Raw genomic sequence first — 13967 nt, 5'->3', positions numbered from 1 at the left:
CGGGTGGGCTCGGGGCGTTCGGTGCGAGAGCGGCTGACGGGAATCGAACCCGCGTATCAGGCTTGGGAAGCGTGCGCTCTACCATTGAGCTACAGCCGCGCATCCGTGGTCCGTCCGGCGCGAGCACCGGACGAGGACAGCACACACTCTACACCACCCGCCGGGACGGGGGTGGGCACGGGGCGGCGGCGCAGCGCGGTCCGGCGCCCGGCCGTGCGATACCTTGGGGACCGTGCTGATCTCTGACCGCGACATCCGCCGGGAGCTCGACGGCGGCCGGGTCGTCCTCGAGCCCTACGATCCCGCCCTGATCCAGCCCGCCAGCATCGACGTGCGGCTGGACCGCTGGTTCCGGCTCTTCGACAACCACAAGTACGCGCACATCGACCCGTCCGTGGAGCAGCCGGAGCTCACCCGGCTCGTGGAGGTCGACCCCGAGGAGGCCTTCGTGCTGCACCCGGGGGAGTTCGTGCTCGGCTCCACCTACGAGAAGGTGACCCTCCCGGACGACATCGCCGCCCGTCTCGAGGGGAAGTCCTCGCTGGGGCGCCTGGGCCTGCTGACCCACTCCACGGCGGGGTTCATCGACCCGGGCTTCTCGGGGCACGTCACGCTCGAGCTGTCCAACATGGCCACGCTGCCGATCAAGCTGTGGCCGGGCTCCAAGGTGGGCCAGCTGTGCTTCTTCCGGCTGTCCTCGCCCACGGAGCACCCGTACGGCTCCGGCGCCTACGGCAACCGGTACCAGGGGCAGCGCGGACCCACGGCCTCGCGCAGCCACCTCGGGTTCTCCCGCACCCGCATCTGACCCCGCACGGCCCGGCCGCGCCCGGCGGTGTGCCGGCGCCCCGCGGCCCGTGAACCGGCGGGCCCACGAACCGGTCGGCTCACGAACCGCCGGCGCCGTGGTGGGGGGACGCCGCGGTCTTCGGGTCGCGCGCACGCAGCAGCAGGAGCAGGCCGGCGCCGACCACCAGGAGGATCCCGAGGATCCCCCAGCGCTGCGCGCCGAGCACGGAGACGAACACCGCGAACAGGGTGGGCGCCAAGAAGCTCACGGCCCGCCCCGTGGTGGCGTAGAGGCCGAACAGGGCGCCCTCCTCGCCGGTCCGCGTGAGCCGGCCGAGGAACGTGCGGGAGGCGGACTGCGCGGGGCCCACGAACAGGCACAGCAGCAGCCCGCAGACCCAGAACGCCGCCGTGCCCTCGAGGAACAGCAGCGGGGTCCCGGCCAGCAGGATGCCGACGAGCGACGCCACGATGACGCGCTTGGGCCCCACCCGGTCGTCGAGCCGCCCGCCCACGAGGGCGCCCGCCCCGGCCGCCACGTTGCCGACGATCGCGAAGACGATGACCTCGCTCAGGGTGAAGCCGAACGTGCCGGCCGCGATGACGCCGCCGAAGGTGAACACCGCGTTGAGCCCGTCCCGGAACACGGCGGAGGAGAGCAGGAACCACAGCGTCTGCGGGGCGTCACGGTACAGCTCCCGCAGGGTCTGCCACAGCTGGCGGTAGGAGCGGGCCACGGACGGGCGCGGTCCCCGGCGGGTGGGGCGGATCTCGGGCACCACCAGCAGGACGGGGATCGAGAACAGCGCGATCCACAGCCCCGAGAACAGGGCCACGGCCCGCACGTTGAGGGCGTCCTCCTCGGGGATGCCGAGCAGGCCCGGGGTGATGAACCCGAACAGCACGATCGTCAGCGCCACGATCCCGCCGAAGTAGCCCATCGCCCAGCCCTGGCCGCTCACCCGCCCGATGTGCTCGCGGCCCGCGATCCCCGGCAGCATCGCGTTGTAGTTGACCACCGCGAACTCGTCGAAGACGTTGGCCAGCGCCAGCAGGCCCACCCCGAGGTAGAGGTACGGCTGGTCGGGGAGGACCAGGAAGCACAGGGCCGTGAGCAGCGCCGTGAGCATCGTGTTGATCCCGAGCCACAGCTTGCGCCGCCCCGCGCCGTCGCTGCGCTGGCCCACCACGGGGGCCAGCAGGGCCACCACCACGCCGGCGGCCCCGATCCCGTAGCCCAGCACCTCCGAGGCGCGGTCCTCCCCGCCGAAGGGGTCGCTCGTGAGATAGACGGTGAACACGAACGTGGTCATCACGGCGTTGAAGGCGGCGGATCCGGCGTCCCACAGGCTCCAGGCCCACACGTGCGAGCGGCGCGGCACGAACGCCGTCGCCGGGAGGGAGGGGACGGGGGCGGGAGGGCCGGGGGGCGTGGCGTCCATGGCAGTCATGCTAGGCCCGCGGTGCCCGTCGCGGAGGGCGGCCTCGCCGGAGGACCGCCCGGCAATCCGGGTTCCGCCCAGGAAACCGTCCGGGAACGTACAGGTGCTGTCAGGACATGCGAGCGGGAGCGGCAACACCCCTTTGATAGGGTGGAACACCCGGGTGCGCCCCGGCCACCCCGTGCTCGCACAGGTCGTCCGTGCCCGCGTCCGGGCCCCTCGACGCCCGCCCGCCGATCTCTTCCCCGACCCCCGGAGGCGCCTGATGACCGCTGTGCTCCTGCTCCACGCAGTGGTGGCCGCGGTCGCGCCCCTGCTGTTCGCACGGATGGGACGCAGCGCCTTCTACCTCCTGGCGGCGGTCCCGTTCGCCGGCTTCCTGTGGCTGCTGGGCTCCGGCCCGCGGGTCTACGGCCCGGAGGGCGGCTGGACCGAGGGCGGCGAGTGGATTCCGTCCCTGCGCCTGGACCTGGTGCTGCGCATGGACGCCCTCTCGTGGACGATGTCCCTGCTCGTGCTCGGCGTGGGCTCCCTGGTGCTGTTCTACTGCGCCCGCTACTTCAAGTCCGGCGCGAGCGGCATCGGCGGCTTCGGCGCGCAGCTGCTCGCCTTCGCGGGCGCCATGTTCGGCCTGGTGACCGCCGACGACATGCTGGTGCTGTTCGTCTTCTGGGAGATCACCACCGTCCTGTCGTTCCTGCTCATCAGCTACAGCCGGACCCGCCTGTCCGCCCGGCGCGCGGCGCTGCAGGCCCTCGTGCTCACCACCGCCGGCGGCCTGGCCATGCTGGTCGGCATCGTGATGCTGGGCCAGGCCGCGGGCACCTACCGGATCTCCGAGGTGCTCGCGGCGGCCCCCGAGCTGGCGCAGCGCGGGACCGTGGTGGACGTGGCGATCCTCCTGCTCCTCGTCGGCGCCGTGACGAAGTCCGCGCTGATCCCGCTGCACTTCTGGCTGCCGGCCGCGATGGCCGCGCCCACCCCGGTGTCCGCGTACCTGCACGCCGCCGCGATGGTCAAGGCCGGCATCTACCTGGTGGCCCGCTTCGCCCCGGGCTTCGCCGAGACGGCTCTGTGGCAGCCGACCATCGCGGTGCTGGGGCTGGGCACCATGCTCTTCGGCGGCTGGGCGGCCCTGAAGCAGTACGACCTGAAGCTGATCCTCGCCTACGGCACCGTCAGCCAGCTCGGCTTCCTCATGGTCATCGTGGGCCGCGGCTCCGCGGACACGGCGCAGGCGGGCATGGCCATGCTCCTCGCGCACGGGCTGTTCAAGGCCACGCTGTTCCTCGTGGTCGGGATCATCGACCACCGGGCGGGCACCCGGGACATCCGCCGCCTGTCGGGGCTCGCCGGCCGCGTGCCCGTCCTGTTCGCCGTCTCGCTCGTGGCCGCGGCGTCCATGGCCGGGCTGCCCCCGCTGGCCGGCTTCGTGGCCAAGGAGGCCGTGCTGACCGCCTTCGCCCACGACGTCGAGGGCACGGCGGGGACCGTGGTGCTCGCCGGGCTCGTGGTCGGCTCCGTGCTGACCTTCGCCTACAGCGCCCGGTTCGTGTGGGGCGGGTTCGCCCACAAGTCCGCCGAGTTCTCCGAGCTCGACGCCGGGGTCGGCGGCAGGGCCGTGGTCAGCGACATGCATCGGGTCGAGCCCGCGTTCCTCGCCGCGCCGCTCGTGCTCTCCGTCCTCACGGTGGTCCTCGGCCTCTGGCCCCAGCCGGTCGACGCGATGCTGCAGCCCTACGTCGACCAGTTCCCGGCCGTGGAGCACGACTTCTACCTGGCCCTGTGGCACGGGTTCACCCCGGCCCTCGGGCTCTCCGCCCTCATCGTCGCGGGCGGGATCCTGCTCCACCGCTTCCGGAGCCAGGTCGCGGACCTCCAGCGGGCCCTGCCGTCCCTGCCCCCGGGGGAGCTCCTCTACCGGCGGGTCGTCAACGTGCTGGACTTGGCCGCCGTGTGGATCACCGGCCGCACCCAGCGCGGTTCGCTCATGTTCTACCTCTCGGTCATCCTGATCACGGCGATCGTCGTGCCGCTGGTGGCGCTGATCGCGGAGGAGACCCCGCCCCTGGGGGCGCTGCGGGTCTCCGACGGCCCCGGGCAGCTGATCGCCGGCGCGGCCATGGTCGTCGCGGCCCTGCTGGTGCCCCTGGCCCGCAAGCGCTTCCTCGCGGTGCTGCTCGTGTCGGTCACGGGCTACGGGCTGGCCCTCATCTTCGCCCTGCAGGGCGCTCCGGACCTCGCCCTGACGCAGACGCTCGTCGAGACCGTCCTGCTCGTGGCGTTCGTGCTCGCGCTGCGCTCGCTGCCCGCCCCCCTGTGGCACCGCAACCCGGCCGGGCGCCGGCTGCTGCGCGGCACCATCGCCGTGACGTTCGGGCTGTTCATGATGGCGCTCGCGGCGTTCAGCATCTCCTCCCGCACGGCCGACCCGATCTCCCTGGAGCTGCCCCGCATGGCCTACGAGCTCGGCGACGGCCAGAACGTCGTCAACGTGATCCTCGTGGACATCCGCGCGTGGGACACGTTCGGGGAGATCTCCGTGCTCGTGCTCGCCGCCACCGGCGTGGCCTCCCTGATCTTCGTCACGGGGCGCGGGGACCGCATCGTCCGCTCCGGGGACGATCCCACCACCGACCAGCTGCGGGTGATCCGGCGGCGCAACGCCGCGGCCGTCTCGCCCGGCGGCGAGCCGCTGGACGTGGGGCTGGCGCGCCGCGACGACGACCTCGAGGACCCCTACCTGCTCGCCGGGCGGACGATGGCCCCCGAGCGGCGCTCGATCGTCTTCGAGGTGGTCACCCGGCTGCTGTTCCACACGTTCATGATGGTCTCCCTCTACCTGCTGATCGCCGGGCACAACGACCCCGGCGGAGGGTTCGCGGGCGGGCTCATGGCCGGCCTCGCCCTGACCGTGCGCTACCTCGCCGGCGGGCGCTACGAGCTGGAGCTGGCCACGCCGATCAACGCCGGCACGATGCTCGGGACCGGCCTGGCGCTCGCCGCGCTCTACGCCGTCACCCCCGTGTTCTTCGGCGGGTCGGTGATGCAGAGCTACACCTTCGAGGCCGAGCTGCCGCTCTTCGGGGCGGAGAAGTTCGTGACCGCCCTGGTCTTCGACGTCGCGGTCTACCTCATCGTGGTGGGGCTCATCCTGGACATCCTGCGCTCGCTCGGCGGCCGGATCGACCAGCGGATCGAGGAGGACGCGGTCCGCCGGCGGCGGCGCACCCCGGGGCGCGGCACGCGCATCCGCGTCACGCGGCAGCGGAAGGTCTCCGCCGGCGCCCCCGCGGGAGCGACCGCGGCGGCCTCCGCGACATCGCCGACCGCGATCGCCCGGATCCGCCCCGACGGAGGGAACGAGCACCGATGACCGTGAACCTGACCCTGCTGGTCGTGATGGGCGTGCTCTACGCCGTGGGCGTGTACCTGCTGCTCGAGCGCTCGCTGACCCGCGTGCTGCTCGGGCTGATGCTGCTGACCAACGGCACGAACCTGCTGATCCTGCACGCCGGCGGGGCCGCCGGCTCCGCGCCCCTGTACGACGGGTCGATCGCCGCGGAGGACTACAGCGACCCGCTGCCCCAGGCCCTCATCCTCACCGCCATCGTGATCTCCCTCGCGGTCACCGCGTTCCTCCTGGGCATGATCTACCGGTCCTGGGTCCTCGGGCGCCGGGACGAGATCCAGGACGACGTCGAGGACCGGCGCGTGGCGCGGCAGTCCTCCTACGACATGGAGGACGACGCCGACGTCCCCGCCGACACCACCGAGTTCGACGACGCCCCCGCGCCGCGGGACCCCGGTGAGGCCCTGGAGACCCCGGGTGTCCGCGGCACCGGCGAGCGGGGAGGGAAGCGGTGACCGTCAACTTCGCCCAGCTGGCCCCCCTGGCCGTCATCATCCCGTTCCTCGGCGCGGCCCTGAGCCTCCTGCTGCTGCGGCGCAACGCCCTCCAGCGGAGCGTGGCCATCGGCTCGCTCGTGCTCACCCTCGCGGTCGAGGTGCTCATCCTCGGCACCACCTGGAACCTGGGTCCGCAGGCCGTCCACCTCGGCGGGTGGGAGGCGCCCTGGGGCATCGTCATGGTCGTGGACCAGCTCTCGTCCCTGATGCTCGTGGTCTCCACGGTCGTCTCCCTCGCCGTGCTCGTCTACGCGAGCGGACAGGGCGTGGCCGACGGCGACGAGGAGGGGCCGATCTCGATCTTCCACCCCTCCTTCCTCATCCTCGTGGCGGGGGTCTCGAACGCCTTCCTGGCCGGGGACCTGTTCAACCTCTATGTGGGCTTCGAGATCCTGCTGACCGCCTCCTACGTGCTCATGACGATGGGCGGGACCGTGCAGCGGATCCGCACCGGCGTGACCTACGTGGTGGTCTCGGTGATCTCCTCCGTGCTGTTCCTGATCACCATCGCGATGATCTACGCGGCCACGGGCACCATCAACATGGCCGATCTCTCGGTCAAGCTCGAGGGCCTGCCGGTGGGGACGCAGATGCAGCTGCACCTGATGCTGCTCATCGCGTTCGGCATCAAGGCCGCGGTCTTCCCGCTGTCCTTCTGGCTCCCGGACTCCTATCCGACCGCCTCCGCGCCCGTGACCGCCGTGTTCGCCGGCCTGCTGACCAAGGTGGGCGTGTACTCGATCATCCGCACCGAGACCGTGCTCTTCCCCGGGGACCGGCTCGACGACCTCCTGATGTGGGTCGCGCTGCTCACCATGGTGGTCGGCATCCTGGGCGCGCTCGCGCAGATCGACATCAAGCGCATGCTGTCCTTCACCCTGATCAGCCACATCGGCTACATGATCTTCGGGGTGGCCGTGGGCACCCAGGAGGCGCTCTCCGCCACGGTCTACTACGTGGCCCACCACATCGTGATCCAGACGAGCCTGTTCCTCGTGGCCGGGCTGATCGAGCGCCGCGGCGGGTCCACCAACGTGGACCGGCTGGCCGGGATGGCCAAGATCTCCCCGCTGCTCGCGCTGCTCTACCTCGTGCCCGCGCTCAATCTCGGCGGGATCCCGCCGTTCTCCGGCTTCCTGGGCAAGACCGGCCTGCTGCAGGCCGGCGTCGACCAGGGGGACGGGCTGGCCTACGTCCTCGTCGCGGGCTCCGTGGCGGTGTCCCTCCTGACCCTGCTCGCCATGATCCGGGTGTGGAACCGCGTGTTCCTGCGCGCGCCGGAGGACGCGGAGTACCCGGACCCCATCCTGCTGGCCCCGGTGCCCGCCGGCTCCCGGTTCCTGCTGACCTCGGGCGCCGTCGACGACCAGGCGGGCCGCTTCGCGGGCAAGGGCGACGTGCGCCTGATGTCCCCCTCGATGCTGGGCGGGGCCTCGGCCCTCGTCGCCGCGGGGGTGGCCCTGACCGTGTTCGCCGGGCCGCTGTTCCAGCTCGCTGACAACGCCGCGGAGAACCTCGTCCGACCCGAGCGCTACGTCGAGGCCGTGCTGGACCCCGCATCCGCGCCGCAGCCCGTCGTGGAGGAGGCCCCGTGACCCGCCCCAAGAACTCCCTGCTCGTCGAGCTGCCGCTGCTGGTGTGGCTCGTGGTGGTGTGGGGCGCCCTCTGGGGCGACTTCGGCCCCGGCAACCTGCTGGTCGGACTGGTCCTGGCCCTGCTCGTCACCTGGGTGCTGTACCTGCCGCCCGTCCAGCTGTCCGGCCGGTTCAACCTGTTCCAGTTCGCCCTCTTCGCCGTGACGTTCGTGTGGCAGGTCGCCAAGGCGAGCATCGAGGTGATGCTCATCGCGATCCTCGTGGGACCGCGCGCGCGCAACGCCGTGGTCGGCGTCCAGTTGCGCACGCGCTCGGACCTGCTCCTCACGGCCACCGGCCACACCATGACCCTGATCCCGGGCTCGCTCGTGGTGGAGGTGGACCGGGCCTCCGGCACGCTGTACTTCCACGCGCTCAACGTCCGCAGCGCCCAGGAGGCCGAGGACTTCCGCCGGTCCGCCCTGCAGGTGGAGGCGGCCTGGATCCGGATCATGGGCACCCCGGAGGAGCTCGCCGCCCTGCGCGCCGAGCGGGGCGGCGGACGGGACTCCGGCACGGACCGGCGGGACAGCGCCGCGCTCAGCTCCCCGATCACCGCGAGCCTGCAGATCGTGGGCCGCCGCCGGGACGAGGTGCCCACCGGGTCCCCGGCGGACGCCCCGAGCCACCCCCCGGGATCCACCCCGGCCGACGACTCCGAGGAGGACCGCCCGTGATGCAGATCGCCGTGGCCGTCGCCGCCGTGCTGCTCAGCGCGGCCGCCGCGGGCACCCTCTACCGCCTCGCCAAGGGCCCCTCCCTGCTGGACCGCGTGGTGGCCACGGACGTGCTCCTGGCCATCGTCGCGGCCGCCCTCGCCGTGGACATGGCCTACCACGGACACCTCAACAACCTGATCCTCATGGTGATCGTCTCGCTGGTCGGGTTCATCGGGTCCGTGACCGTGGCGCGCTTCGCCACCCAGACCGCCGAGCACGGGCGGTGAGCGCCGTGCTGGACACCGTCCTGGACGCCGCCGCGGCCCTGTGCCTCGTGGTCGGCGCGCTCATGTCCCTCGCCGCCGGGATCGGCCTGGTCCGCTTCCCGGACCTGCTGACGCGCATGCACGCCGGCACCAAGCCCCAGGTCTTCGGGCTGCTCCTCATGCTCACGGCCGTCGCCCTCGAGAACCGCGAACCCGTCATGATCCCGCTCATCGCCCTCGGCTGGATGTTCCAGCTGCTCACCGTGCCCGTCTCCGCCCACATGGTGGGACGCTCGACGTACCGCACCAAGCACCTGAACCGGACCACGCTGACCCGGGACGACCTGCAGGAGGTCCTCAACCGCGCCGCGGAGAGCGGCTCGGAGGGCGTCGCCGCGGGGCCGCCGGCGCCGAGCCCGGACGGCCGGCGGGCGGACGGACAGCAGACTGACGGAGCGCCGGGGACGCGTTAGGCTGAGCAGGATCGACAGGGCGCACCCGCGTCCCCCTCGGACGACAAGGAGCAGCACTCCATGAACACCAAGGTCCTCGAACTCGTGGGCACCGGCCTCTCGCTCGGCGGCGTGGCGCTCTCGCACAAGGTGCTCGGCGCGGCGTGGACGCGCATCACCGGCGACCCGCCCCCCGCCAAGAACCCGGACCCGGACGAGGCCTGGACGGGCATCATCATCTGGTCGCTCGTCACCGGTCTCGTGGGCACCGTCATCAAGGTCGGCATCTCCCGCCAGATCGCGAAGATGGAGGACAGGCCGCGGACGAACCCCAAGGCCTCGAGCCAGGCCGAGGTCTGAGGCCCGGCGAGCACCTCGCGCAGGGGCCCGTCCGGCCGGACACCGCACCGGTGTCCGGCCGGACGGGCCCCTTCGTCGTGCACCGGGCCCGTGGTCGTGCACGGCGGGGGTGGGGGAGGGGTAGACTCGGTGCCACTGAACGACAGGGGAGCGCCCCGCCGGTGAGACCGGAGCGGCGCTGAGAGTGCGGATCGCCGCAGACCCTCGAACCTGCTCCGGTTAGCACCGGCGAAGGGAGTCGAGCATCTCAGGGGTGCTTCCCCGGGAACGCGCCACCGGCGCGGCCCGCGGAACCCCGTCCCCTCCTGGCACCGACGGCTCGCTGAGCCCAGGAGGAACCCACCGTGAACACCACCACCCACCGTCCCGCCCGCCGCCCCGGCACGTCCCGCGCGTCGTCCTGGCGCGTCGTCGACATCGTCGTGGCCGCCGTCCTCGCCGCCGTGTGCGCGGTGGTCTTCTGGGCGTGGTCGAACCTGCTCTACCCCGTGGTCGGCACGGCCGCGGTCGCCTATCCCCCCGCCGTGGGGCTGATCGCCGGCGGTTGGCTCGTGGCCGGCGTGCTCGGCGGGCTGATCATCCGCAAGCCCGGCGCCGCCCTGTTCTGCGAGCTGCTCGCCGCCGTGATCGAGAGCTTCCTGGGCACCCACTTCGGCCTGCTGGTCGTGCTCTCCGGCCTCGTCCAGGGCATCGGTGCGGAACTGGCCTTCGCCGCCTTCCGGTACCGCCGCTTCGACGCCCTCGCGGCGGCCGCGGCGGGCGCCGTGAGCGGGATCTTCCTGGGCGTCCACGAGAACATCGTCTACAACTACGAGTGGGCGCTGAGCCACCAGGTGGTCTACGTGGTCCTGGCGGCCGTCTCCGGGGCGGTGCTCGCGGGCCTGCTGATGCACGCCGTGGTGCGGGCCCTCGCGGCCACCGGCGTGCTGCAGGGGCTCGCGTCGGGGCGGGCCGTGCGGCGATGACGGCTCCCACGACCCCGGGCCCGGTGGCGGCCGCCACCCGCGGGGCGAGGGTCGAGGCCCGCGGCTTCGGCTGGCACCACCCCGGGCGGGAGACGGCTGCGCTGCGCGGTCTCGACCTCGTGGTGGAGCCGGGGGAGCGCGTGCTCCTGCTGGGACCCAGCGGGGCGGGCAAGTCCACCCTCCTGCACGCCCTGGCCGGGGTCCTCCACGACGACGACGGGCAGTCCGCCTCCGGCGAGCTGCTGCTCGACGGCATGCCGCCGGAGCAGGCGCGCGGCCGGGCCGGGCTCGTGCAGCAGGACCCCGAGTCCCAGGTGGTGCTGTCCCGGATCGGGGACGACACCGCCTTCGGCCTCGAGAACCTCGCGGTGCCCCGGGAGCAGATCTGGCCGCGGGTGCGCGCGGCGCTCCACGACGTGGGCCTGGACCTCCCCCTCGACCACTCCACGTCGGCCCTGTCCGGCGGGCAGAAGCAGCGCCTGGCGCTCGCGGGCGCCGTGGCCATGGGCCCCGGGCTGCTGCTGCTCGACGAGCCGACCGCGAACCTGGACCCCGCCGGCGTGCGGCAGGTCCGCGACGCCGTGGTGTCCTGCCTCGACCGCAGCGGCGCCACGCTCGTGGTCGTGGAGCACCGTGTCGCCGTGTGGGCCGAGGTCGTGGACCGCGTCGTCGTGCTCGGCCGGGACGGGAGCATCACCCACGACGGCGCGCCGGACCGGGTGCTCGGCGCCGCGGCCGACGAGCTCAGCGGCGCGGGGGTGTGGGTGCCCGGCCGGGTGCCCGCCACCCGTGCGCCCGCCCGCCCCGCCGCGGGTCCCGGTGCAGGCTCCGGTGCCGGCTCCGCCGGGGGTCCGGCCGGGACCCGGGCCGCCGGTTCCGGGGCGGACGGCGGACCGCTGCTGAGCGCCTCCGCTCTGGGCGTCTCGCGCAGCCAGCCCTCGGCGCGGCAGCTGCGCGCCCGGCGGCGGGCGCGGCGCCGCGACCGCCCGGGAAATGACGCCGCCGAGGGCCGGGACCTCCCCACGGCGGTGGCCGACGTCGAGCTGACCCTGCGCCGCGGCCGCGCGCTCGCGCTGACCGGTCCCAACGGGGCCGGCAAGTCCACGCTCGCGCTGACGCTGGCGGGCCTGCTCGCCCCCGTGCGCGGCACCGTGCGGGCCCACCCGGGCCTCGACCGCGGTGCGGGCCCCGACCCGCTCGAGTGGAGCGGCCGGGAGCTCGTGGCCCGGGTGGGGACGGTCTTCCAGGAGCCCGAGCACCAGTTCCTGCGCGCCACCGTGCGGGCCGAGCTCGAGCTCGGCCCCCGGCTGGCCGGCACCCCGGTGGCCGAGCGGGAGCGCCGCACGGACGAGCTGCTCCGCCGGCTGCGGCTCTCGCACCTGGCCGACGCCAACCCGTTCACCCTCTCCGGCGGCGAGAAGCGGCGGCTGTCCGTGGCCACGGTGCTCGCCACGGACCCGGACGTGCTGGTGCTCGACGAGCCGACGTTCGGTCAGGACGCCCTGACGTGGGCGGAGCTCGTGGACCTGCTCGTGGAGCTCGTCGACGCCGGCACGTCGGTCCTCGCCGTGACCCACGACGAGGACTTCGTGCGGGCGCTCGGCGCCGAGGTGCTGGCGCTGGGCACCCCGTGCGCGCGGGGCCGGGCGGCTCGCACGGCACCGGCGGCGGAAGGGGCGCCGGCCGTTCCTGCCGTGCGGTCCGCGGCCGCGGCCGGGAGTGCCCCGGCGGCTCCGGCGGCGCCGGGCGCCGGCGCGGTGCGGGTCGTCCCCGCCCGGCGGGAGCCCGTCCGGTGAGCGCCGCCGCGATCGCGCCGTCGGCCCGGACCTCCCTGCTGGGGCGCACGAACGCGGTGGTCAAGCTGGCCGGGGCGCTGCTGCTGACCGTGGTGCTGCTGCTCAGCGCGGACCCCGTGACGTCGGGGACCGTGCTGCTGGGCGAGGTGCTGCTGCTGGCGCTGGCCGGTCAGCGCCCGCTCGCGCTGCTGCGCCGGGCGTGGCCGGTGGTCGTGGCGGCGCTCGTGAGCGGGTGGGGCACGGCCCTGCTCGCCGAGGACACCGGGCCGGTGCTGCTCGACCTGGGGATCACCGGGATCTCGTCCGGCTCGGTGGCCGCAGGGGCGGCGATCGCCCTGCGCGGGCTGGCGCTGGCGCTGCCCGGGCTGATGCTGGTGCTCACCACGGATCCCACGGACCTCGCCGACGGCCTCGCCCAGACGCTGCGCCTGCCGGCCCGCTTCGTGCTCGCGTCCCTGGCCGCGCTGCGGCTGGTGGGGGTGATGGTCTCCGAGTGGGCCACCCTGGCGATGGCGCGGCGGGCGCGCGGGGCGGGGTCCGGGCACGGTCCGGTGGGCGCGCTGCGGGAGTTCGGCGGTCAGGCCTTCACGCTGCTGGTGCAGTCCCTGCGACGGGCCACCCGGCTCTCGGTCACCATGGAGGCCCGCGGCTTCGGGGCGGGTCCGCGCACGTGGGCCCGCGTCCCGGGGTACTCCTGGCGGGACGCGGCGGTCCTCACGGGCTGCGCTGCGGCCGCCGCGGCGGGCCCGGCGGTGTCCGTCCTGCTCGGGACGCACCGGTTCATCTGGGCCTGAGCGAAGGATCAGGCCTGCTGGACCCAGCTCGTGACGAGCCTCGTCAGGTCCGGGTCCACCGGCAGCGGCTGGTGGTCGAGCCGGCGCACCGGCACCGCGAGCCGGACGCTGGAGACCAGCCACACGGCGTCGGCCTCCATGAGGTCCGCCGGGTACAGGGGCCCGTAGCCGAGCTCCCAGCCGTCCCGGCGGGCGGCGGCGAAGATCTTGGCCTGCGTGGTGCCCGGCAGGATCCCGTGCGAGGGCTCCGGCGTCAGCAGGGTGCGGCGGCCGACGCGCACCCGGGCGCAGACCACGGAGGACGTCGCGCCCTCCAGGACCCTGCGCCCCTCCGTGGTGAAGACCGCCTCGTCCGCGCCGAGGGAGCGGGCGTGGCGCAGGGCGGCCATGTTGATCGCGTAGGAGAGCGTCTTGGCCCCCGGGAGCAGCCACGGGTACCCGGCGTCCTGGGCGGGGTCGTGGCCGCGCGGCAGCAGCACCGCGGTCACGCCGTCCCGGCGCTGCCGGAACGTCGTCTCCGGCACGGGGCTCACCACGATCCAGGACCACGGGCCGTCCGCCGGGGTGCCGCGGCTGATCACCACCTTGACGGCGTGCTCGGCCCCCAGACCGCCGTCCCCGCCGGGGGCGGCGTGGGCGAGCGCCAGCTCCACCGCCCCGCGCACGTCCCGCGCCGACGGCACGGGCAGCTGCGCCAGCCGCGCGGAGGCCGACAGCCGCTGGTGGTGGGCCTCGAACTTCTGCACGAGCCCGTCGACGGCGCGCATGGTCTCGAAGACGCCGTCCCCCCGGGTGAGCCCCTGGTCGTCGATCCGCACGAGCGGAACGGACGGATCGGCGAGGACGCCCTCCGGGTGGGCGGCGTCGAGGACGACGACGGTGCTGGTCACGGATCCTCCTG

Annotated in this window: 13 protein-coding genes, 1 tRNA gene and 1 riboswitch; of the genes, 11 read left to right on the top strand and 3 right to left on the bottom strand. The window is 73.9% G+C overall.

Annotated features, from left to right (window positions below; all coding sequences use genetic code 11):
* Positions 1 to 28: 28 nt before the first annotated feature.
* Positions 29 to 99: transfer RNA gene (locus RF640_RS07735), tRNA-Gly, on the bottom strand.
* A 133-nt stretch (positions 100 to 232) separates the two neighbouring features.
* On the opposite strand from RF640_RS07735, the gene dcd reads away from it, so the two are divergent.
* Positions 233 to 808: a dCTP deaminase gene (gene dcd, locus RF640_RS07730; RefSeq protein ID WP_017832625.1), complete on the top strand. Its 576-nt coding sequence runs from the start codon at positions 233 to 235 to the stop codon at positions 806 to 808.
* Between the two features lie 79 nt (positions 809 to 887).
* On the opposite strand, the gene RF640_RS07725 is transcribed toward dcd, so the two are convergent.
* The gene (locus RF640_RS07725; protein WP_035928236.1) at positions 888 to 2231 is read right to left on the bottom strand and encodes an MFS transporter; all 1344 of its coding nucleotides are present in this window, start codon (positions 2229 to 2231) and stop codon (positions 888 to 890) included.
* 265 nt (positions 2232 to 2496) lie between these two features.
* On the opposite strand from RF640_RS07725, the gene RF640_RS07720 reads away from it, so the two are divergent.
* The 10 genes from RF640_RS07720 to RF640_RS07675 all read left to right on the top strand — a co-directional run bounded on the left by RF640_RS07720 (position 2497) and on the right by RF640_RS07675 (position 13066).
* Positions 2497 to 5607 (top strand): Na+/H+ antiporter subunit A, encoded by a 3111-nt coding sequence (locus RF640_RS07720; RefSeq protein WP_368827367.1) that lies wholly within the window; start codon positions 2497 to 2499, stop codon positions 5605 to 5607.
* Complete coding sequence (locus tag RF640_RS07715; protein WP_368827366.1) at positions 5604 to 6098, top strand: Na(+)/H(+) antiporter subunit C; 495 nt, start codon at positions 5604 to 5606, stop codon at positions 6096 to 6098. Before RF640_RS07720 ends, RF640_RS07715 begins: the two co-directional genes overlap by 4 nt.
* The gene (locus RF640_RS07710) at positions 6095 to 7735 is read left to right on the top strand and encodes a Na+/H+ antiporter subunit D (RefSeq protein ID WP_368827364.1); all 1641 of its coding nucleotides are present in this window, start codon (positions 6095 to 6097) and stop codon (positions 7733 to 7735) included. Before RF640_RS07715 ends, RF640_RS07710 begins: the two co-directional genes overlap by 4 nt.
* Complete coding sequence (locus RF640_RS07705) at positions 7732 to 8451, top strand: Na+/H+ antiporter subunit E (protein ID WP_368827362.1); 720 nt, start codon at positions 7732 to 7734, stop codon at positions 8449 to 8451. Before RF640_RS07710 ends, RF640_RS07705 begins: the two co-directional genes overlap by 4 nt.
* The gene (locus tag RF640_RS07700) at positions 8448 to 8720 is read left to right on the top strand and encodes a monovalent cation/H+ antiporter complex subunit F (RefSeq protein ID WP_017832616.1); all 273 of its coding nucleotides are present in this window, start codon (positions 8448 to 8450) and stop codon (positions 8718 to 8720) included. The genes RF640_RS07705 and RF640_RS07700 overlap by 4 nt, the downstream gene beginning before the upstream one ends.
* Positions 8717 to 9172, top strand: a complete 456-nt coding sequence (gene mnhG / locus RF640_RS07695; RefSeq protein WP_368827360.1) for a monovalent cation/H(+) antiporter subunit G — start codon at positions 8717 to 8719, stop codon at positions 9170 to 9172. The genes RF640_RS07700 and mnhG overlap by 4 nt, the downstream gene beginning before the upstream one ends.
* Positions 9173 to 9232: 60 nt before the next feature.
* Positions 9233 to 9511 (top strand): DUF4235 domain-containing protein, encoded by a 279-nt coding sequence (locus RF640_RS07690; protein WP_368827358.1) that lies wholly within the window; start codon positions 9233 to 9235, stop codon positions 9509 to 9511.
* Positions 9512 to 9645: 134 nt separating this feature from the next.
* A riboswitch (TPP riboswitch) is annotated at positions 9646 to 9765 on the top strand.
* Between the two features lie 90 nt (positions 9766 to 9855).
* Complete coding sequence (locus RF640_RS07685; RefSeq protein ID WP_368827357.1) at positions 9856 to 10476, top strand: ECF transporter S component; 621 nt, start codon at positions 9856 to 9858, stop codon at positions 10474 to 10476.
* Positions 10473 to 12272, top strand: a complete 1800-nt coding sequence (locus RF640_RS07680) for an ABC transporter ATP-binding protein (protein ID WP_368827354.1) — start codon at positions 10473 to 10475, stop codon at positions 12270 to 12272. The genes RF640_RS07685 and RF640_RS07680 overlap by 4 nt, the downstream gene beginning before the upstream one ends.
* A complete protein-coding gene (locus RF640_RS07675; protein ID WP_035928256.1) occupies positions 12269 to 13066 on the top strand; it encodes an energy-coupling factor transporter transmembrane protein EcfT in 798 nt (265 codons plus the stop codon). Before RF640_RS07680 ends, RF640_RS07675 begins: the two co-directional genes overlap by 4 nt.
* A gap of 8 nt (positions 13067 to 13074) precedes the next feature.
* Here RF640_RS07675 and RF640_RS07670 read toward each other — a convergent pair whose 3' ends face one another.
* Entirely contained in the window at positions 13075 to 13956 is an 882-nt protein-coding gene (locus RF640_RS07670; RefSeq protein WP_035928258.1) for an aminotransferase class IV, read from the bottom strand.
* Positions 13957 to 13967: the final 11 nt, after the last annotated feature.

Origin of the sequence: Kocuria sp. CPCC 205231, assembly GCF_040980965.1 — a bacterium.
GTDB lineage: Bacteria > Actinomycetota > Actinomycetes > Actinomycetales > Micrococcaceae > Kocuria > Kocuria rosea.
This window is presented reverse-complemented; position numbering and strand designations above follow the sequence as displayed.